General features: G+C 32.9%; 15 protein-coding genes and 3 tRNA genes. 9 read left to right on the top strand and 9 right to left on the bottom strand.

Going from position 1 to position 20709, the window contains the following annotated elements:
• Positions 1-42: 42 nt before the first annotated feature.
• Both gyrA and Q0050_RS12360 read left to right on the top strand, forming a co-directional pair.
• A complete protein-coding gene (gene gyrA, locus Q0050_RS12355; protein WP_298396244.1) occupies positions 43-2646 on the top strand; it encodes a DNA gyrase subunit A in 2604 nt (867 codons plus the stop codon).
• Positions 2647-2747: 101 nt separating this feature from the next.
• Positions 2748-4061 (top strand): tetratricopeptide repeat protein, encoded by a 1314-nt coding sequence (locus Q0050_RS12360; protein WP_298396247.1) that lies wholly within the window; start codon positions 2748-2750, stop codon positions 4059-4061.
• A gap of 50 nt (positions 4062-4111) precedes the next feature.
• Here Q0050_RS12360 and Q0050_RS12365 read toward each other — a convergent pair whose 3' ends face one another.
• Positions 4112-4870, bottom strand: coding sequence for a C40 family peptidase (locus Q0050_RS12365; RefSeq protein WP_298396248.1), 759 nt, complete (start codon positions 4868-4870; stop codon positions 4112-4114).
• Between the two features lie 21 nt (positions 4871-4891).
• Complete coding sequence (locus Q0050_RS12370) at positions 4892-6070, bottom strand: acetyl-CoA C-acyltransferase (protein WP_298396251.1); 1179 nt, start codon at positions 6068-6070, stop codon at positions 4892-4894.
• 276 nt (positions 6071-6346) lie between these two features.
• On the opposite strand from Q0050_RS12370, the gene Q0050_RS12375 reads away from it, so the two are divergent.
• From Q0050_RS12375 to Q0050_RS12390, 4 genes are all read left to right on the top strand, one after another.
• Positions 6347-6433: transfer RNA gene (locus Q0050_RS12375), tRNA-Ser, on the top strand.
• Positions 6434-6446: 13 nt separating this feature from the next.
• Positions 6447-6521: transfer RNA gene (locus tag Q0050_RS12380), tRNA-Pro, on the top strand.
• A gap of 29 nt (positions 6522-6550) precedes the next feature.
• Positions 6551-6624 (top strand) — tRNA-Arg (locus Q0050_RS12385).
• A gap of 77 nt (positions 6625-6701) precedes the next feature.
• On the top strand, positions 6702-7397 hold the full coding sequence (locus tag Q0050_RS12390; RefSeq protein WP_298396254.1) for a M15 family metallopeptidase: 696 nt from the start codon (positions 6702-6704) through the stop codon (positions 7395-7397).
• Here Q0050_RS12390 and Q0050_RS12395 read toward each other — a convergent pair whose 3' ends face one another.
• The 7 genes from Q0050_RS12395 to tsaD form a co-directional block, all read right to left on the bottom strand.
• Positions 7398-7964 (bottom strand): hypothetical protein, encoded by a 567-nt coding sequence (locus Q0050_RS12395; RefSeq protein ID WP_298396257.1) that lies wholly within the window; start codon positions 7962-7964, stop codon positions 7398-7400.
• Entirely contained in the window at positions 7961-9148 is a 1188-nt protein-coding gene (locus tag Q0050_RS12400; protein WP_298396260.1) for a class I SAM-dependent methyltransferase, read from the bottom strand. The genes Q0050_RS12395 and Q0050_RS12400 overlap by 4 nt, the downstream gene beginning before the upstream one ends.
• 26 nt (positions 9149-9174) lie before the next feature.
• Positions 9175-10266: an AI-2E family transporter gene (locus tag Q0050_RS12405; protein WP_298396262.1), complete on the bottom strand. Its 1092-nt coding sequence runs from the start codon at positions 10264-10266 to the stop codon at positions 9175-9177.
• A gap of 84 nt (positions 10267-10350) precedes the next feature.
• Entirely contained in the window at positions 10351-11304 is a 954-nt protein-coding gene (locus Q0050_RS12410; protein WP_298396265.1) for a zinc metalloprotease, read from the bottom strand.
• Between the two features lie 108 nt (positions 11305-11412).
• Entirely contained in the window at positions 11413-12051 is a 639-nt protein-coding gene (locus Q0050_RS12415; protein ID WP_298396268.1) for a DUF4159 domain-containing protein, read from the bottom strand.
• A 5-nt stretch (positions 12052-12056) separates the two neighbouring features.
• The gene (locus tag Q0050_RS12420; RefSeq protein ID WP_298396271.1) at positions 12057-12761 is read right to left on the bottom strand and encodes a 16S rRNA (uracil(1498)-N(3))-methyltransferase; all 705 of its coding nucleotides are present in this window, start codon (positions 12759-12761) and stop codon (positions 12057-12059) included.
• Between the two features lies 1 nt (position 12762).
• The gene (tsaD, locus tag Q0050_RS12425; protein WP_298396274.1) at positions 12763-13785 is read right to left on the bottom strand and encodes a tRNA (adenosine(37)-N6)-threonylcarbamoyltransferase complex transferase subunit TsaD; all 1023 of its coding nucleotides are present in this window, start codon (positions 13783-13785) and stop codon (positions 12763-12765) included.
• 110 nt (positions 13786-13895) lie between these two features.
• Between tsaD and Q0050_RS12430 the strand changes: the two genes are divergently transcribed.
• The 3 genes from Q0050_RS12430 (at position 13896) to gap (ending at position 20675) form a co-directional block, all read left to right on the top strand.
• Positions 13896-18425 (top strand): translocation/assembly module TamB domain-containing protein, encoded by a 4530-nt coding sequence (locus tag Q0050_RS12430; protein ID WP_298396278.1) that lies wholly within the window; start codon positions 13896-13898, stop codon positions 18423-18425.
• Positions 18426-18581: 156 nt separating this feature from the next.
• The gene (gene pfkA, locus Q0050_RS12435) at positions 18582-19568 is read left to right on the top strand and encodes a 6-phosphofructokinase (protein WP_298396281.1); all 987 of its coding nucleotides are present in this window, start codon (positions 18582-18584) and stop codon (positions 19566-19568) included.
• A 99-nt stretch (positions 19569-19667) separates the two neighbouring features.
• The gene (gap, locus tag Q0050_RS12440) at positions 19668-20675 is read left to right on the top strand and encodes a type I glyceraldehyde-3-phosphate dehydrogenase (RefSeq protein ID WP_298396284.1); all 1008 of its coding nucleotides are present in this window, start codon (positions 19668-19670) and stop codon (positions 20673-20675) included.
• Positions 20676-20709 lie beyond the last annotated feature (34 nt).

Below are 20709 nucleotides of genomic sequence, written 5' to 3' on the forward strand. Positions count from 1 at the left end.
ACGTTTGAATTCTAAATTAATTTATTTTAAAAATTTATAAATATGTCTGACGGAGAAAAGTTAATTCCTATTAACATTGAAGACGAAATGAAGTCAGCTTACATCGATTATTCGATGTCGGTTATTGTATCTAGAGCATTACCAGATGTGCGTGACGGTTTGAAACCAGTACACAGAAGAGTACTTTATGGAATGTATGATTTAGGAGTTTTTTCTAATAGAGCTCACAAAAAATCTGCTAGAATTGTTGGAGAAGTTTTAGGTAAATACCATCCACACGGAGATACCTCTGTGTATGATGCGATGGTTCGTATGGCACAAGAATGGAGTTTACGATATTTATTAATTGATGGACAAGGTAACTTTGGTTCGGTAGACGGTGATAGTCCGGCTGCAATGCGTTACACCGAGGCAAGAATGAAAAAAATGTCGGAAGACATTATGGCAGATATTGACAAAGAAACAGTTGATTTCAAACTGAACTTTGACGATACGCTTTATGAGCCAACAGTTATGCCAACACGTGTTCCTAATTTATTAATCAATGGAGCATCGGGAATTGCCGTGGGTATGGCTACTAATATGGCACCACACAATTTAACAGAAGTTATTGATGGTACGTTAGCTTATATTGACAACGAAGAAATTGAAGTTGACGAATTAATGAACCACATCAAAGCACCTGATTTCCCTACTGGTGGTGTGATTTATGGTTATGAAGGTGTTCGTGAAGCGTTCAAGACCGGAAGAGGTAGAATTGTAATGCGTGCTAAAGTAGGCTTCGAAGAAGTAGACGGAAGAGAATCGATTATCGTTACCGAAATTCCATACCAAGTGAACAAAGCTGAAATGATTAAGAAAACAGCTGACTTGGTAAATGAGAAAAAAATTGAAGGTATTGCCAATATTCGTGACGAATCGGATAGAAACGGTATGCGTATCGTTTACATCTTAAAACGTGATGCTGTTGCCAATGTAGTATTGAATACCTTATATAAGTATACGCAATTACAATCTTCTTTCAGTGTAAATAATATTGCATTAGTAAATGGTAGACCTCAAATGTTGAATCTAAAAGATTTGATTCACTATTTTGTAGAACACCGCCACGATGTTGTAGTTAGAAGAACACAATTTGAATTAAGAAAAGCAGAAGAAAGAGCTCACATTTTAGAAGGTTTAATCATCGCTTCTGACAATATTGACGAAGTAATTGCATTAATCCGTGCCTCTAAAGATGGAGAAGAAGCTAGAGGTAAATTAATTGAGCGTTTCAATTTATCAGATATTCAAGCTCGTGCTATTGTTGAAATGCGTTTACGTCAGTTAACAGGTCTTGAGCAAGATAAACTTCGTGCGGAATACGAAGAAATAATGAAATTAATCAACCACTTAAAAGAATTATTAGCTAGTAAGGATTTACGTATGGCTTTAATTAAAGAAGAGTTGATTGAAATTAGAGATAAATATGGTGATGCACGTCGTTCTGTAATTGAATATGCAGGTGGCGATGTAAGTATTGAAGATTTAATTGCTGATGAAAATGTTGTAATTACAATTTCACATGCTGGTTATATCAAACGTACTTCTTTAACCGAATATAAAACGCAAAATAGAGGTGGAGTTGGTCAAAAGAGTGCAGGAACAAGAGATCAAGATTTCTTAGAACACTTATTTGTTGCAACCAACCACAATTACCTATTGATTTTTACCCAAAAAGGGAAATGTTATTGGATGCGTGTGTACGAAATTCCGGAAGGAAACAAACAAAGTAAAGGTCGTGCTCTTCAAAACTTGATCAATATTGAAAGTGATGATAAAGTAAAAGCATTTATTTGTACGCAAGATTTAAAAAATCAAGAATACATCAAAGATCATTACATCATTATGGCTACTAAAAAAGGTCAAGTGAAGAAAACCTCTTTAGAAAAATATGCTAAACCTAGAGTTAATGGTGTTGCTGCAATTACTATCAAAGACGGTGATGAATTATTAGGAGCAGAGTTAACTAACGGAAGAAGCCAAGTTTTAATTGCTGTTAAATCCGGTAAATTAGTTCGTTTTGAAGAAGCTAAGACGCGTCCAATGGGAAGAACCGCATCTGGAGTTCGAGGAATTACTTTGAGAGACGACCAAGATGAAGTTATCGGAATGGTTTCTGTTGATGAAAACAATATAAATGAAACCCAATTATTAGTAGTTACTGAAAACGGTTACGGAAAAAGAACCAAATTAGAAGATGAAGGTGAAGCGGTTTACAGAATTACAAACCGTGGCGGAAAAGGTGTGAAAACGTTGAACATCACCGAAAAAACTGGTGCTTTGGTTTCTATTAATACCGTAACTGATGCCGATGATTTAATGATTATCAATAAATCTGGTTTAACAATCAGAATGGATGTTTCTACTTTAAGAGTTATGGGAAGAGCAACGCAAGGTGTTCGTTTGATTAACTTAAAAGGAAGCGATTCTATTGCAGCAGTTACAAAAGTAATGAAAGACGAAGAGGAAGAGGCCATTGCAATTGACGGAGAAGAATTAGAAATTGATCCAAATGCAATTATCGAAGACGATGCTGATGACGACGATGTTGTAGATAATCAAGAAGAAGATGCTGATGACGCAGATGATGATTCAGAAGAATAAATTTTGATAAACCATAAAAATTAAAAGCTATGTTTTCCTTTATTTTTACTGGTGGCATAGCTTTTGTTACTTCATACAAATAATAAATAATTAAGACCATTATGAAAATTAAACAAATAATAATTGCGAGTTCATTATTAGTTTCTGTTGCTTCTTTCGCCCAAAAAGACGAGTTGAAAGCGTTAAAAAAGATTTATGCAAAAGAAGAAATTAAAGGTGCAGATTTAGTAGAATACAAAGCTTTAGTGGCAAAGTTAGAGCCACTTGCTATAGAGGAAGGCGATAAAGTTTACGCTGAATTTTATAAATCCATGACGCCAGTTTTAGAATATTTTGCTTTAGACAAATCAATGACACCGTTGCAAATTCAAATGGCGATGATGAAATTTGTGAATCCTAAAGCTATTTCTAATTTAGCTACTGGATTGAACAAAACCCTTGACTACGAGAAAAAAGTAGGTAAAAAAATTCAAACAGACGATATTATTGAGACGATTGGTGGTATAAAACCTGATTTGTTAAATTACGCTATTAGATTAGGTAACGAAAAGAAGCAAAAAGAAGCAGCCGAAGTTTTATACGGAATTTATCAGTTAGATAAAAAAGATGTAGACAATTTATACTATGCTGCTAATTATGCTGTTAACGCTCAAGATTATGAAAATTCTTTAAAGTATTACAAAGAATTGAAAGCAATCAACTATTCAGGAGAAAAAACTTTCTTTGTAGCTAAAAATAAAGCGACAGGTCAAGAGGAAAATTATACTAAAAAAGAGGAAAGAGATAATTTAGTAAAATTAGGAACACACATCAATCCAAGAGAAGAAAAGGAGCCATCTAAAAAAGGGGAAATAACTAAAAATATTGCGTTAATTTTGGTGGAATTAGATCGTAAAGATGAGGCTAAAGCTGCTCTTGCTGATGCTAGAAAAGAAAACCCAGATGACGTAAACTTAATTACTTATGAAGCTGACATTTATTTAAAAATGAATGACACGGAAAGTTATAAGAGATTAATCAATGAAGCCTTATTGAAAAGTCCAAATGACAAAGTTTTATTATTTAATTTAGGAGTTACTAGCGGAAATGCAAATCAATTAGAGGAAGCTGAAAAGTATTACAAGAAAGTAATTGAAATTGATCCTAAATATACAGATGCTTATCTAAATTTATCTGATATCATTCTAAAACCAGATGCAAAAATTGTAAAAGACATGAATAATCTTGGCGTAAGTGCAAAAGACCAAAAACAATATGAGGTTTTAAAAGCAGAACGTCAAAAACTATTCAATAAAGCAATGCCAGTTTTAGAAAAAGCTTTAGAATTAGATCCAAGCAACGAAGTAGTTAAAAGTAATTTGAAATCAGTTTATAGTTTTCTTGAATTGAATGATAAAATCAAAGCAATGAAATAAATTGCAATAGCATATAAAAAAAAGCGTTCTACACAGAACGCTTTTTTTATTTATATAATTTTTTTAATCACTCTCAATCGGTGTGTATGCCTATTAAGTTCAGCATTATAAATGCCTAAATGGTCTAATCGGTCTATTCTTACTTTTCCGCTAGCGTGAATGATGTAATTGTTTTCTAACATTATTCCAACGTGAATGATATTTCCTTCTTCATTATCAAAAAAAGCTAAATCTCCAGGTTCACTTTCTTCAATAAAACTTAAAACATCTCCTTGGGTTGCCTGTTGTGAAGCATCACGTAACAATTGATAACCATTAAGTTTATAAACCATTTGCGTAAAACCAGAACAATCTATACCAAAAGGTGTTTTTCCACCCCATAAATAAGGAGCATTCAAATACATATAAGCCGTATTTATTAAATGAGATTTAGGTTTTACACCACTAATTTTAAGACCTTCAAATTCATAATTTTCGGTATTGATTTCGCTATAATTCAAAAATGATAACGAAGCTCCAAGCGTTATGGGTAGTAAAGTAGTTTTTGCAGTGATGTATTCTACCAAATCAAAATTCAAAATTGTAGCTTCTTTGCAAAGCATTTGATAATGTTCTTCTGAAATTAGTTGGTATTGTTTACTGTCAATCCAACCTTCATAGTCATCAAAATGTAATCTAACTTTTGACCATTGCTTATTGTGTTCAAGAATTTCAAAATGTTCTCCAAAAAGTATTTGAGAAACAATTTCGCTTCTATCACTAGCTTCAATCCTTAACGGAACAATTGATAAATTACAAATGGCAAACATTCAATTATAGTAAAATTTTAATTAAGCTTTTTCAATAACAATTGCAGAAGCACCGCCACCACCATTACAGATTGCTGCAGCACCTATTTTGGCATTATTTTGTTGTAATACATTAATCAAGGTTACTACAATTCTTGCACCTGAACAACCAAGAGGATGTCCCAAAGAAACGGCACCACCGTTTACATTTACTTTATCATTTGGCAATCCCAATATTTTTGCATTTGCCAAACCTACAACAGAAAAAGCCTCATTAAATTCGAAATAATCCACATCAGACAAAGCTAAACCTGCTTTATCTAATGCTTTAGGTAATGCTTTTGCCGGTGATGTAGTAAACCATTTTGGCTCTTGCGCAGCATCTGCATAAGATTTGATATAAGCTAAAGGTTTTAATCCAAGTGACATTGCTTTTTCTTCACTCATAAGGATTACAGCTGCAGCACCATCATTTATGGTAGAAGCATTAGCGGCAGTAACTGTACCCTCTTTTGTAAAAACAGCATTAAGGTTAGGGATTTTATCTAATTTTACATTAGTATATTCTTCATCTTTAGTAACCATAATTGGGTCACCTTTTCTTTGAGGAACAGCAACAGGTACAATTTCTGAATCAAAATTTCCAGCTTCCCAAGCTTTTGCTGAACGCTCATACGATTGAATTGCGAAAGCATCTTGCTCTTCACGAGTAATTTTATATTCGGTTGCACAAAAATCAGCAGCAACGCCCATAGCATTATTATCATAGGCATCAACCAATCCATCTTTTTGCATACCATCTTGCATAGTAGTTGGTCCGAATTTAACTCCAGTTCGCATATGAACATAGTGCGGAATCATACTCATATTTTCCATTCCACCAGCAACTACAATTTCAGCATCACCAGCCAAGATAGCTTGAGCTCCAAACATAATGGACTTCATTCCTGAAGCACAAACTTTATTTACAGTCGTACAAGCAACTTCATTTGATAATCCTGCAAAAAGTGCCGCTTGTCTTGCTGGAGCTTGTCCAACACCGGCTTGAACAACATTACCCATAAATACTTCGTCAACTAAATTAGGATCTAAATTAATTTGATTCAAAGCACCTTTGATAGCAGCAGCACCAAGTAATGGAGCCGAAACGGTGGATAGAGAACCCATAAAACTTCCAATCGGAGTTCTAACAGCGGAAACAATAACTATTTTTTTATTCATAATTTTTAATATTGCCCTTTTTATCGGGATTGGTTTGTTAGTTTGTACTGCAAATTTACTATTTTTTAAGTAAAATTCATTTTACATTCAAAGATATTCGATTATTAATTCGATATTAAAAAAATATTTATTTCTATTCATTTGATTTTTAAGTAATTCATTAAAATGTTTAAATTATATCAAAAAAAAGAGTATAAAATGTTGTAAATATTATAATGATACCTTACATTTGCAACCGCTTAAAGAGAAAAGTTCTTATTAAATATATTGAATTTTGGAGAGTTGCCTGAGTGGCCGAAAGGACATGTTTGCTAAACATGCGTATGGGAAACTGTACCAAGGGTTCGAATCCCTTACTCTCCGCTTTTTTTGTTTTCGGGGTGTAGCGTAGCCCGGTTATCGCGCCTGCTTTGGGAGCAGGAGGCCGCAGGTTCGAATCCTGCCACCCCGACTTTTTGAGTTTTTTTAAAAACTTATTTTGGTTCCATAGCTCAGCTGGATAGAGCAACGCACTTCTAATGCGTAGGTCGAAGGTTCGAATCCTTCTGGGATCACAAATCAAACCTTCTTTTTTAAAGAAGGTTTTTTTGTTTTATAAAATTTCGTAAATTGTCAAAATAAACAATCTTCAATGAAATTTAAATTCTTTTTTATAATTGTCCTACCAGTATTTCTCCTTTTTAGCTGCTCTTCGACCGTTTCTTCATTTGATAAAAGCAAAAAAATATTATCTAATAATTATTTATCAGGGAATTCAATTGCGATCTACGACGGCATAAACGATTCTTCCTTTGTCAAATTAACTGATTTTAGTTCCGATTTTATTTTCGATATGAAGTATGCTACTGAGGATAATTTTTTGAAAAGTAAAGTTTATGACTGTGAGGAATGTTATTTAAGATTAAAAACCATAAAAAATCTAATTCAAGCTAATGAGGAATTTAAAGCGCTTGGTTACCAAATAAAAATTTTTGATTGCTACAGACCTTTAGATGTACAGAAAAAAATGTGGGAAATTATGCCTAATGCCGATTATGTGGCAAATCCTGCAAGAGGTTCCATTCACAATAGAGGTGGAGCTATTGATATAACACTAGTTGATGCCAAAGGCAAAGAACTTGAAATGGGTACAGATTTTGATTTTTTCGGACTAGAAGCAAGCCATAATTATGCGAACAGTTCCAAAAAAGTCAAACAAAATAGATTGTTGTTAAAAAGCATAATGCTAAAACACAATTTCAAATCGTTTGATTCAGAATGGTGGCATTATAATTTAAATGATAGCACTAAAGATAAAATAGCCAATTTTAAATGGGAATGCCCTTAATTATTGAACACATTTTAAATACTTTATAAAATAGTTTTCAGGAAAGTAAGTATTCTTATCAATTTCAGAGGTTAATGCACTTTTGGTAATATAATCAATAGTTTCACCAGAAAATTTTATTCTAATAAACGATATAGTCGCATTTTTTAATTCATCAAAGTTGTTTTTTGAAAATAAAAAGTAGCCGTTTAAAACTCTTATATTTTCTTTCTCGTTCATCACAGCATTCCCACAAGTTTCAGTCTCTGGTGCAATTAAAGTGATGATTTTACCATTGGTTAGTTGAATATAAATTTTTGAGTTTTTATCAAAACATCTTGCGGCAATAAAGTCGGTACTTTTACTGATTAATTGAACGTTTAACGAAAGTAATCCGTCGGCATTGATCAATGAAAAATAAATCGATGTTTTACTGTTTCCAAAAACGCGTTCGTGCATTAAATATTCTTTGGTCGATTTATAAGTACCAAGGCTATCAGTGACATTGGAGCTATATTCACAATCAGTTTGTGCAACAGTATTTAAAGCAAGTACTAAGAAAAGTAGTGATAAAATTAATTTTTTCATTTAGAATTTATTTTGGTGCAAAGTAACACTATTTTATTTTCATTTTGGTCGGTTGTAAAAAAACAATAATCGGTTCCACCATCTTTAATTTTCCATTTTTTTCTAATGTTTTCAACTGATTCAGAAAAATTTCTTGTGGTAATATTCATTTTCGTATTGGCCAAATGTTCATTCATATCTTTTTTGGAATAGGAAAGGATTTTTTGAATTTCAAAAATTCTACCAGGGAAATCAATTAAATCATTTGAGGTATATAAATGCGAATGTTTGTGCAGTTTATCAATCGAAAAAAAGGACGAAACTTGCTCAAAACCTCCAGATTTCATAATTGCACTATTGGGTTCATAAAGATACTTTTGTGGTAAACCATACGTAGCAGAGTTTTCAGTTTTTAATTGAAAATCAAATGCATCATCAACTTCTTTGGTTAAGTTGATTGTTTTTATAGTAACAGATTTGCTATAATTTTTCTGCAAAATCCAAAGCAATTCTTTAACTTCATTATTTAAAGCTACAATGTGAATTTCCTTTACATTTCGTAATTCGTCCAATCCAGCAGCAATATCAAGAATGGGTGCTGTTTTAAGCAATATTGAATCTGAATAGTTAAAGTAGATTTCAAGAAGTTCAGGCACATTGGGCAAGCAATCTTTTAGCATAAATACCTTGCCTTTGGCATCACTTCGTCGGGAAGGATCAATGTAAATCCAATCAAATTTTTGATTCAAATTTTGAAGTGTGTCAAGACTATCTCCTTCAACACATTTTATTTTAGTTGCATTGAGGCGAATACAATTATGTGCAACAATTGAAGACAACTCGGCATTAATTTCGCAGTGAACAACCGAATTTATTTTTTTTGAAAAATAGTAATCATCAATGCCAAATCCTCCAGTGAGGTCAATCAAATTCGACCCTGAAACTAATGAAGCTTTATACTTTGCTGTCGCTTCAGAAGAGGTTTGCTCTATAGAAATTTTAGCAGGATAAATAATGTTTTTACAAGAAAACCAAGTCGGAAGTTTGTCTTTTGCTTTAGTTCGCGACTCAATTTGATTTAAAATAATCTTATAATCTAGAGAATTAAATGGATTTTTTTGAAGTGCTAATTTAGAAATTTCAATTCCTGTTTTTTCAACAATAAAGTTCTGGATTTCGGGAGCTTGTAATTCGTCAAAGAGCATATAATCAGATAATTTTTGCTAAAAAATTAGATATTTTTAGTCATTACTTTAATGATTTTGTTATCAGGAAAAAACTCTTTTCCAACAACTTTCAAAATGGTAAATAACGGAATAGCAATGATCATTCCGGTAATACCAAATAACATTCCCACTATCAAAATCACAAGAAAAATTTCTAAAGGATGCGAATTTACACTTTTAGAAAAGATAATGGGTGAGGAGACATTGTTATCAATCATTTGAACAATGAAAAAACCTATGGTAACATAAATAGTTGTCGGAAGCGTTACGGTTTGAAAATCGCTATTAATGGTGCTTAACATCGTTAATATTCCTGCCAAAACCGAACCGATTAATGGACCGATGTACGGAATTATATTTAGAATTGCGCACAGAAAGGCTATTACAAAGGCATTTTCAACTCCAAAAATTAATAATACAATTAAATATAAAATACAAATTATGGTCAGCTGAATTAGTAAGCCAATAAAATAGCGTGACAGTAATTCTTTGATTTTGTAGATAGAATTCAAAATTTTATCCTCGTGATCGTCCGGAAGTACTTTCTTCGCTCCAACGATGAATTGTACTTTATCTTTCAATAAGAAAAAAGTTATGAAAAATACCGAAGCTAATCCTATTCCAAAACTACTTATAGTATTGATTACAGAATTAAAAAAGTCTGTAAAAAAATTGAACTTTAACTTAGAGGTCAAGTCAGCTTCTTTAATCAACTTTTCAATATCAATGTTATGACCGTCAAGATAAACTTTTAATTGACCATACAAACTAACTAGTCGTTGTTGAATTGAATCAGTATCTAATAAAGATAAATTATTCCCTTGTGAAGTAATTAGTGGAACAAATAACAAAATCAGACCAATTAAAAAAGATAAAAAAATAATTAACGTTGCAACGACTGCAAGTGTATTTGAAAATTTCAACCTATTTCTAAAAAATTCAACAATCGGATTAGCTATTAAGGAAAGTATTATGGCAACAACTAAGTAAACCAATACGGTTTGTATTTGATAAATAAAGCAAAAAAGTAGCACTAAAGCTGCTAATAATAGTACTGCTCGTACAATTCCGTTTGCGATTATTTTTGAATTTATCATACATTTTAATTTACCGAGTAAAAATATAAAAAAAATCTCGTCCATAAAGATGAACGAGATTTTAAATTTCAAATAGAATTTATTTTAGTTTCTGAAAGAAGCTCTTGAACCACCAACAGCAAAAATAGCATCAATTCTAGCTTTTTGTCCGTTAGAGAACATGTACATACCTCTATCATCAGTATAATCCATATAGTTCATAGTCATTTCAACAGGTGTACCAGAACAAGTACTTAAATGAGGATAAGCAGGAACACCGTAGTTAGGTTCGTTGTGCGTTGGAGTATCAGCAACTAAATCACTTCCACAAGTTGCATCACCCCAAATGTGACGTAAATTCATCCAGTGACCAACTTCGTGAGTTCCAGTTCTTCCTAAGTTGTAAGGTGCTGTAGCAGTACCTGTAGTTCCTAGGTATTTTGAATCAATCACAACTCCATCTGTAGCAGATGATCCACCTGGAAATTGAGCATACCCTAGAATACCACCACCAATAGTACAAACCCAAAGATTCATTTTTGTTGTTGGTGAAACTGGTGCTAAACCACCTTGATTAGTTTTTTTCATTGCATCTCTTGTTCCCCAAGAAGATTTAGTGGTTGACTTTCTAATAACTTGATCTAAAACAAAAGAAATACCCACATTTGCTTTTACGCCTGAAAAGATGGCAGGAACTTGACTGAAATCAGAGTTTGTAGCATTAAAATCTTTGTTTAAAACATCAATTTGTGATTGAATTTGAGCCAATGAAATATTTTCCGCAGCAGTTCTGTACAATACATTAACTACTACTGGGATTTCAATTTTTCCGTTTACTAATCTGTAATTTGGATTGTTTTTAGTAAAGTTTTCTGTGAATGATTCAATTTCATTCATTCTTAAAGCCATTTCTGGATCTTCTTTTAATTGTCTTTCTAAAACTTCTTGTGAAGCACAAAATCTTTGCGCTTGAGTGTTTTCAGATACTATTTTAGAATCTTCACTTTGACAAGAAAACAACATCGCCAATAAAGACGCTGATAAAAGAACTTTTTTCATAAATTATAGTTTTGGTTAATTAATAGTTACGCAATTTTATAACATATAAATTAAATAAAAAAATAATTTTAGCGATAAATTTTATTAAATCGATGAAATGCAAGCAAATTAATTATTAAAAATGTAGTTTAAGATGTTAGCACCCATTTTTAAAGCTTTTTCACGTACTTCTTTTGGATCATTGTGAACATCGGCATCTTCCCAACCATCACCTAAATCACACTCAAAGGTATACAACAACACCAATCGGTTGTTTTCAAAAATGCCATAGGCTTGCGGTCGTTTTCCTTCGTGCTCGTGTATTTTAGGCAAACCATTCGAAAAAATAAACGGTCCTTGAAAAATAGCGTGGCTTGACGGTAATTCAATTAAATTGCCATTCGGAAAAATTTTCTTAATTTCTTTTCTTATGAATTCATCCATACCAAAATTATCATCTATATGGAGAAAACCACCAGACAGTAAGTAATTTCTTAAATTCAAAATATCAGCATCACTAAAAACTACATTGCCGTGTCCGGTCATATGAACAAATGGGTACGAAAATAAATCAGGACTTCCAGGCTCAACGGTTGCTGGTTTAGTTTTTATTTTTGTGTTAATAGCTTGATTGGTGAATTTTATCAAATTCGGTAAAGACGTCGGATTAGCATACCAATCGCCGCCACCGTTATATTTTAATAAGGCAATTTCTTGTGAATAAGAAATCGAAGTTAGTAACAGGAATGCAAAAAATATTTTTTTCATAAGAGTTATTCGTTAAGTAAAACAACCGTATGACAAGCTACAACGGCTGCAGTTTCGGTTCTTAATCTAGTATTTCCCAAAGATATCGGAGTAAACTTGGTATCCAAAGCTAATTGTATTTCTTTAGTTGAAAAATCACCTTCCGGACCAATTAACAAAACAACATTTTCATCAGCTTTTAATTCGCTTTTAAGAGATTTCTTATCCGTTTCTTCACAATGCGCAATAAATTTCTGACCGCTAAAGTCTTTTTTGACAAATTCTTTAAAAGAAATTGGTTCGTTTAATTTTGGAATAAAATAATGCAAGGATTGTTTCATCGCTGATTCAATGATTTTTTGATACCTATCAGTTTTTACCACTTTTCGTTCGGAATGGTCGCAAATAATGGGTGTGATTTCGTGAATTCCAATTTCGGTTGCCTTCTCTAAAAACCATTCATAGCGCTCGTTCATTTTTGTCGGAGCAACCGCCAAATGCAAGTGAAAACCAGAAGGTTCTTGCTTTTCAGAAGATACGATTGTAACCGTACATTTAGAGTCGGAAGCCAATGCAATTTCTGTTTTAAATAAATACCCCAATCCATTGGTTACAAACAAGATGTCACCTTCTTTTTTACGCAATACTTTAATAATGTGTTTACTTTCTTCTTTGTCAAAAACAAAAGAATCATCGGTTAAAGTAATGTTGGGATTATAAAATAATTGCATCTTAAAATTCTATTCGTGCTTTAGATACCACAGTAGCATTAGTAAATTTATTTTCTAAATATTTTTGGTAACCTACGATACCAATCATAGCTGCATTATCGGTGGTGTATTCAAATTTTGGTACAAATGTTTTCCAACCATACTTTGCTTCGGCGTCTTTCAAAGTTTGTCTGATTCCTGAATTTGCTGAAACTCCGCCGCCAATTGCAATATGAGTAATGCCTGTTTCTGCAACGGCCATTTTTAATTTCTCCATCAAAATCTCAATGATAGTATCTTGAATGGAAGCACAAATATCAGCTTTGTTTTCCTCAATAAAATTTGAATTTTCAGCAACGTTTTTCTGAATGAAATACAGAATTTGGGTTTTTAATCCTGAAAAACTAAAGTTCAATCCGTCGACTTTGGGTTTGGTAAATTTATATTTCTTCGGATTTCCTTCTTTCGCAAATTTATCAATTAATGGTCCGCCTGGATAGGGAAGTCCCATTATTTTTGCCGATTTGTCAAAGGCTTCACCAACGGCATCATCAGTAGTTTCACCAATAATTTCCATATCAAAAAATCCATTGACTCTAACAATTTGTGTGTGTCCGCCCGAAATTGTCAAGGCTAAAAAGGGAAATTCAGGTTTATCATATCCTTCTTCATCAATAAAATGGGCCAAAATATGGGCATGCATATGATTAACAGCAATAATGGGTATGTTTAAGGATAACGCCAATGATTTAGCAAACGAAGTACCTACCAAAAGCGAACCCATTAGACCTGGACCTTGTGTAAAGGCAATGGCTGAGAGCTGACTTTTTTCAATATTGGCTTTCTTCAAGGCGCTATCAATCACAGGTACAATGTTTTGCTGGTGCGCTCTTGAAGCCAATTCAGGCACAACGCCACCATATTCTTCGTGAATTTTTTGACCAGCAACAACATTAGATAATACTTTGTCATTTTTTAAAATAGCAGCGGCAGTATCGTCACACGAACTTTCAATTGCTAAAATATAAACGTCATTATTTATCATTAGGCATAATTTTTGAATTATATTTGAATAACCGTTATAAATCGATTATTTTTACATCGAATACAAAAGTAACTATTTTCGATGTTTGTTACTCATTGCCAAAATAAATTTTGAAAGAAAAAAAAGTAAATACACGTTTTAAAAAAATTAAGAAAATAATTCTAGGTATTTTCTTAACGTTATTGGTGTTGCTACTAGGTATTGGTATTGCGCTTTCACTGCCTTCTGTTCAAACCAAAATCGCCCATTATTTTACTGAAAAGCTCAACAAACAATATGGTACAGATATTTATGTAGAGCAGGTTGAAGTAACCGTTTTTGGTGGTGTGCAACTTAAGAAGGTGATGATTAAAGATGAGAAAAAAGACACTTTAATTTACGCCAAAAGGTTGGTAACATCCGTTCTTGATTCTAAAAAATTATTGGATGGTGAATTAATTTTCGGCACTATCAAGGCAGAAGAACTTATTCTAAACGAAAAAACATACAAAGGCGATAAAGATTCTAATTTTAATAAATTCGTAGAAGCTTTTGATAACGGTAAACCTAAATCCAAACCATTTTTAATGACGGCTACCGAGGTTTTGCTAGTCAATTGTCGTTTTAGTCAACACAATTATAATAGCAAAATCCCAAAGAATGTAGATTTTACCAAAATTAATGCTACGGCTTCCGATTTTAAAATTTTAGGTCCGAATGTTACTACTAACATTAAAAAAATGTCTTTTCAAGAACACCACGGTTTGTTTGTAGAGGATTTAAAAACAAAGTTTACTTACACCAAGCAAAATATCCGCCTAGAGGAAACTATGCTTAAAACTGCGGAATCTAATTTTGAAGGTGACGTGATTCTAAAATACGACAGAAAAGATTTTGCCGACTTTAACAACCGTGTAATTTTTGACGTTAATTCCAAAAAAGCTACTATTGCTTCTAATGATATCCGATATTTTTATGATGAATTAGGAAAAAACCAATTGTTTGATTTTAGCGGTAAAATTGATGGTACGTTAAACAATTTGTATATCAAAAATTTAAAACTCAAAGATACAAGAAATTCTGAGATCAAAGGCGATGTGAATTTCAAAAATCTTTTTGCTAAAAAAGACCAAGGTTCGTTTTATATGAAGGGTTCTTTTGACAGAGTTACTTCAAGTTATGATAATCTAGTAAAACTTTTACCAAATGTTCTTGGTAAAAAATTACCTTCTTCTTTAAAAAAACTCGGTCAGTTTACAATCATTGGCGATGCCGAAATAACTACCAAAACAATTGAAAGTGATTTTAGTTTGCAAACCAAATTGGGTAATGTGATCTCCAAACTTTCAATGTCAAATATTGACAACATTGACAATGCCAACTATGAAGGAAATATTGTTCTAGATAATTTTGATGTAGGAAGTTTTTTAAATCGAAAAGATGTAGGAAAGGTCTCGATGGATGTTGATGTGGATGGAAAAGGTTTTACCGAAAGATATTTAGACACTAAATTTTCTGGCGAAGTAAGTAGCATCAGATACAACGGATATACTTATAAAAATATTTTGGCCGATGGAAGTTTCAAAAAACCAATTTTCAAAGGTGCAATTAATGTAAATGATCCTAATTTATACTTTGATTTTGATGGTATTGTAGATTTGAGCAAAAAAGAAAATTTATATGATTTTCACGCCAAAGTGGATTATGCAAACCTTAAAAACTTAAATTTCATGTCTGATGCAGTTGCTGTTTTTAAAGGCGATGTGGTTATGAAAGTTTCGGGAAGCAACCTCAATAATATGAAAGGAGATGTTATAGTGACTAATGCCTCATATCAAAATACAAAAGACATTTATTTCTTTGATAATCTAACCATCAATTCAAGTTTTAATTCGGAAAACGAACGTACCATTTCTTTATATTCTCCAAATGAAGTTAATGGAAAAGTACAAGGTAAGTTTGATATCAATCAAATACCTGGAATGATTCAAAACTCTATTGGTAGCTTGTATACCAATTACAAACCCAATTTGTTAAAGAAAGGGCAGTATCTTAAATTTAATTTTACGGAGTTCAATAAAATAATCGAAATTTTAAATCCAGACATCTCTTTCAGTGAAGATGCTGTTCTTGGTGGAATAATTAAAAGTGATGATAATGATTTCAAATTAAATTTCACATCGACAACGATTGATGTTTTTGGAACGCATTTAGATAAAGTATTACTCGAAGTAGACAATAAAAATCCATTGTACAATACTTATGTGCAAATGGACAGTATCAAAGTTAAAAATTATAAAATCAGAGATTTTTCTCTGATCAATGCAACATCTAAAGATACCTTATCCTTTCGAACAGAGTTTAAAGGTGGCGAAAAAGGAAATGACTTTTATAACTTGAATTTATACCATACTATTGATCAAAACAATCAAAACATCGTGGGTTTTAACAAATCGGAAATGATGTTTAAGGATTATTTGTGGTACATCAATGAAGAAGAAAACGATAAAAATAAAATCATTTTTGATAAAAAGTTAAGCAGTTTTACCTTCGATGATATCATTGTTTCACACGAAAAGCAATCGGTTGCGTTAAAAGGTTTGATAAACGGAAAAACCGAAAAAGACATCCAACTAACCTTTCACGATGTAAACTTAAATAAAGTCACACCCGATGTAAAGCAATTTAAATTTGATGGAAATTTAAATGGAGAAGTATATTTAAAACAGAAAAATGCGGTCTACCAACCCACAGCAAAAGTAGAGATAACCAATCTTTTAATCAACGAAAACGAATTGGGTAATTTAAACCTTGATATCGAAGGAAATAATGATTTTACCAAATTTAATATCGACTCTAAAATCGAAAATGAAAATTTCAAATCATTCGAAGCTGGCGGAAATCTTCAAATTGTCGACAAAACCACACTGATTGATTTAGATTTAAATTTTCAAAATTTCAATTTAGGTGTTTTGGGTAATTTAGGAGGTGAAGTGTTGTCAAATATAAGAGGATTTGTATCTGGCAAAGCAAGTTTGAGTGGTGATGTTAATAATATCGATTACAACGGAAGACTGTTTGTTAATGATGCTGGCGTAACTATTCCTTATTTAAATGTGGATTATGCTCTTGAAGACAACTCCATTATTGATGTGACTCAAAATAAGTTTATCATTCAACGAACTAAAATTTCAGACACTAAATTTAATACGCAAGGCGATTTAAAAGGATTTATCAAACACAAACAGTTTGGCGATTGGGAGTTAGATTTAAGTATTGATTCAGATAATATTGTAGCTTTAAATACCGAAGATAAAGAAGATGCAGCCTATTTTGGTAGGGCTTTCATCGACGGAAGTGCAACGATTAAAGGTCCAACCAATGGTTTAGAGATTAACGTCAATGCAAAATCTAAAAAAGGAACCGATATTAAAATCCCTATCAACGATGCTTCTGCCGTGAGCGAAAACAACTATATCCAATTCTTGTCTAAAAATGAGAAAATGGGATTGAATACCAAGCAAACCGAATTCATTAGAAACTATAACGGACTTCAAATGAATTTTGAATTTGACATCACTACCGACGCTACTATTGAAGTGATTTTGGATAGAGATTCTGGTCACGGAATGAAAGGTAAAGGTAATGGCGGATTATCAATGCGAATTAATACACTCGGTAAATTTGAAATGTATGGTGACTTTACCATTTGGGAAGGTTCGTACAACTTTAAATATGGTGGATTAATTGATAAAAAGTTTGATGTAAAAAAATTCGGATACATCGCTTGGACAGGAAATCCTTTTAATGCGACTTTAAATCTGCAAGCAGTTTCTAGAAATATTACGGCTAATCCTGCTGTATTAATTGATAACGCCTCGTTTAATAAAAAAATTCCTGTTGAAGTACTAATTGATTTAAAAGGAACGATCAATAATCCTGATCCGGACTTTAATATCAACTTTCCAAACGTTAGCTCGGTGTTGCGATCTGAAATTGATACTAAATTAAGTGATAAAGATACCCGTCAAAAGCAAGCTCTTTATTTACTTTCTACAGGCGGATTTTTAAGTCCAGAAGGAATAAGTCAGTCACAACTTACGAACAGCTTTTTCGAAACCGCTAGCGGATTATTTGGAGATTTATTTAACGACAAAGACGGAAAATTAATTGTAGACGTCACCTACACTTCAGCCGATAGAACGTCGCTTAATCCCACAGACGGTCGAGTGGTTGCATCGGTGACTACTCAAATTAACGAGCGAATAACCATCAACGGTCGAGTAGGTGTGCCAACAGGTGGTGTTTCTGAAACGGCCATTGTGGGCAACTTTGAAGCACAATATCGTGTTAACGATGACGGAACTTTGAATTTAAGGATATTTAATCGTGAAAACGACATCAACTATATCGGACAAGGCATCGGTTATACGCAAGGCGCTGGTGTTTCTTACGAAGTAGATTTTGATACCTTCAAAGAACTAATTAATAAAATTTTTAGATCTAAAATTGATCGTGAAAAAAAACAACTAATCGAAAACCACGACGATTCCGAAATGCTTCCTGATTATATCCAAATGGATAAAGATAAGAAGGAAGAGAAAAAAGATACTACACCCGAAATAAGACCTAATAATGAAGGAAAACCTGAAGACGATTAATTCAGGTTTTTTTTATGGAATTCGCAATTTACATTCTTGATAACTCAAAACTTATCAACGAAAACGATTGAATTTCACGTATTTTATCATATTGGTAAAAATCTCCTTACTTATATGCTTATTCTTTGCTAAATTTACATTTTAAAACATAAAATTATGTCAAAAACGATAAAAAAAATAGGTGTATTGACCTCTGGTGGTGACTCGCCAGGAATGAATGCAGCTATTCGTTCTGTTGTTAGAACTTGTGCCTTCCACAACATTGAATGTGTCGGAATTTATAGAGGTTACCAAGGAATGATAGAAGGTGATTTTAAAGAAATGGGACCACGTTCTGTAAATAATATTGTCAATAAAGGAGGAACAATTTTAAAATCAGCGCGCTCTAAAGAATTCATGACGTTAGAAGGACGCAAAAAAGCACACGAAAATCTGGTTGCTAGCGGCATCGATGCGTTAGTAGTGATTGGTGGTGACGGGTCTTTTACAGGTGCTGAAGTTTTTAACAACGAATTCGGATATCCAGTAATGGGTATTCCTGGTACTATTGATAATGATATTTTTGGTACTAGTCACACTTTAGGTTTCGATACAGCGCTAAATACGGTTGTAGATTGCATTGATAAAATTCGCGACACAGCTAGTTCACACAACCGTCTGTTCTTAGTAGAAGTTATGGGACGTGATGCCGGACACATCGCACTTAACGCCGGAATTGGTGCTGGAGCAGAAGAAATTTTAATTCCAGAAGAAGATTTAGGTTTAGAACGTCTTCTAGAATCATTACGTAAAAGTAAAGCATCAGGAAAATCTTCTAGTATCGTTGTAATTGCTGAAGGTGATAAAATTGGTAAAAACGTTTTCGAACTAAAAGATTATATCGAAGAAAACTTTCCAGAATACGATATCAGAGTTTCGGTTTTAGGTCACATGCAAAGAGGTGGTTCGCCTTCTTGTTACGACAGAGTTTTAGCAAGTAGACTTGGCGTGAAAGCGGTAGAATCTATTCTTGAAGGAAAATCTAATTATATGGTAGGTATTTTAAATGATAAAGTTGCCTTAACGCCATTAGAACAAGCCATCAAAGGTCATTCTGAAATTGATAGAGAATTATTAAGAGTGTCAGATATTATGACAACATAAACAGTTTATAGTAAATGGTTTTTTAGTGAATTGTTCTTGCAATTAACTAGTAACCAACAACTATGAACGATAAACAATAAACAATAAACAAAGTAAAAAATGTCAAAAGTAAAATTAGGAATTAACGGATTCGGAAGAATTGGAAGAATTGTTTTTAGAGAAACATTCAATAGAGATAACGTAGAAGTTGTTGCTATCAATGATTTATTAGATGTAGATCATTTAGCTTACTTATTAAAATATGATTCAGTGCACGGTCGCTTTGCAGGAAAAGTAGAAGTGAAAGACGGACAACTTTATGTAAACGATAAATTCATCAGAGTAACGGCTGAAAAAGATCCAAAACAAATCAAATGGGATGATGCTTCAGTTGATGTGGATGTAGTTGCAGAATGTACTGGAATTTTCACAACTTTAGAAACAGCACAATACCACATCGAAGGTGGTGCTAAAAAAGTAGTTATTTCAGCGCCATCTGCAGACGCTCCAATGTTTGTTATGGGTGTAAACCATACCGAAGCAAAAGCTTCAGACACTATCGTATCTAACGCTTCTTGTACAACAAACTGTTTGGCTCCATTAGCAAAAGTAATCAATGACAACTTCGGAATTGTAGAAGGATTAATGACAACAGTACACGCTACTACAGCAACACAATTAACCGCTGATGGTCCTTCAAGAAAAGACTGGAGAGGCGGACGTGCTGCAAGTGTAAATATTATTCCATCATCAACTGGTGCTGCCAAAGCTGTTGGAAAAGTTATCCCAGCTTTAAATGGTAAATTAACTGGAATGTCATTTAGAGTACCAACGGTTGACGTTTCTGTTGTAGACCTTACAGTTAAAGTGGCTAAAGAAACTTCTTATGATGAAATCATGGCAGTTTTGAAAAAAGCTTCTGAAAATGAATTAAAAGGTATTTTAGGATTTACAGAAGATGATGTTGTATCTCAAGATTTCGTTGGCGATTCAAGAACATCAATTATCGATGCTAAAGCCGGAATTGGGTTAAATTCAACATTCTTCAAGCTGGTTTCTTGGTATGATAACGAATACGGTTATTCAAGCAAATTAATCGATTTATCAGTACACATAGCTGGTTTATAATATTAAAATGAAATCCCGAAGACTAATTATTGGT

Origin of the sequence: Flavobacterium sp. (assembly GCF_027483985.1) — a bacterium.
GTDB lineage: Bacteria > Bacteroidota > Bacteroidia > Flavobacteriales > Flavobacteriaceae > Flavobacterium.

Bases quoted from the DNA above. Each gene is read 5' to 3' on its own strand.
- gyrA (WP_298396244.1), top strand. From the start codon at position 43: ATGTCTGACGGAGAAAAGTTAATTCCTATTAACATTGAAGACGAAATG.
- Q0050_RS12360 (WP_298396247.1), top strand. From the start codon at position 2,748: ATGAAAATTAAACAAATAATAATTGCGAGTTCATTATTAGTTTCTGTT.
- Q0050_RS12365 (WP_298396248.1), bottom strand. From the start codon at position 4,870: ATGTTTGCCATTTGTAATTTATCAATTGTTCCGTTAAGGATTGAAGCT.
- Q0050_RS12370 (WP_298396251.1), bottom strand. From the start codon at position 6,070: ATGAATAAAAAAATAGTTATTGTTTCCGCTGTTAGAACTCCGATTGGA.
- Q0050_RS12390 (WP_298396254.1), top strand. From the start codon at position 6,702: ATGAAATTTAAATTCTTTTTTATAATTGTCCTACCAGTATTTCTCCTT.
- Q0050_RS12395 (WP_298396257.1), bottom strand. From the start codon at position 7,964: ATGAAAAAATTAATTTTATCACTACTTTTCTTAGTACTTGCTTTAAAT.
- Q0050_RS12400 (WP_298396260.1), bottom strand. From the start codon at position 9,148: ATGCTCTTTGACGAATTACAAGCTCCCGAAATCCAGAACTTTATTGTT.
- Q0050_RS12405 (WP_298396262.1), bottom strand. From the start codon at position 10,266: ATGATAAATTCAAAAATAATCGCAAACGGAATTGTACGAGCAGTACTA.
- Q0050_RS12410 (WP_298396265.1), bottom strand. From the start codon at position 11,304: ATGAAAAAAGTTCTTTTATCAGCGTCTTTATTGGCGATGTTGTTTTCT.
- Q0050_RS12415 (WP_298396268.1), bottom strand. From the start codon at position 12,051: ATGAAAAAAATATTTTTTGCATTCCTGTTACTAACTTCGATTTCTTAT.
- Q0050_RS12420 (WP_298396271.1), bottom strand. From the start codon at position 12,761: ATGCAATTATTTTATAATCCCAACATTACTTTAACCGATGATTCTTTT.
- tsaD (WP_298396274.1), bottom strand. From the start codon at position 13,785: ATGATAAATAATGACGTTTATATTTTAGCAATTGAAAGTTCGTGTGAC.
- pfkA (WP_298396281.1), top strand. From the start codon at position 18,582: ATGTCAAAAACGATAAAAAAAATAGGTGTATTGACCTCTGGTGGTGAC.
- gap (WP_298396284.1), top strand. From the start codon at position 19,668: ATGTCAAAAGTAAAATTAGGAATTAACGGATTCGGAAGAATTGGAAGA.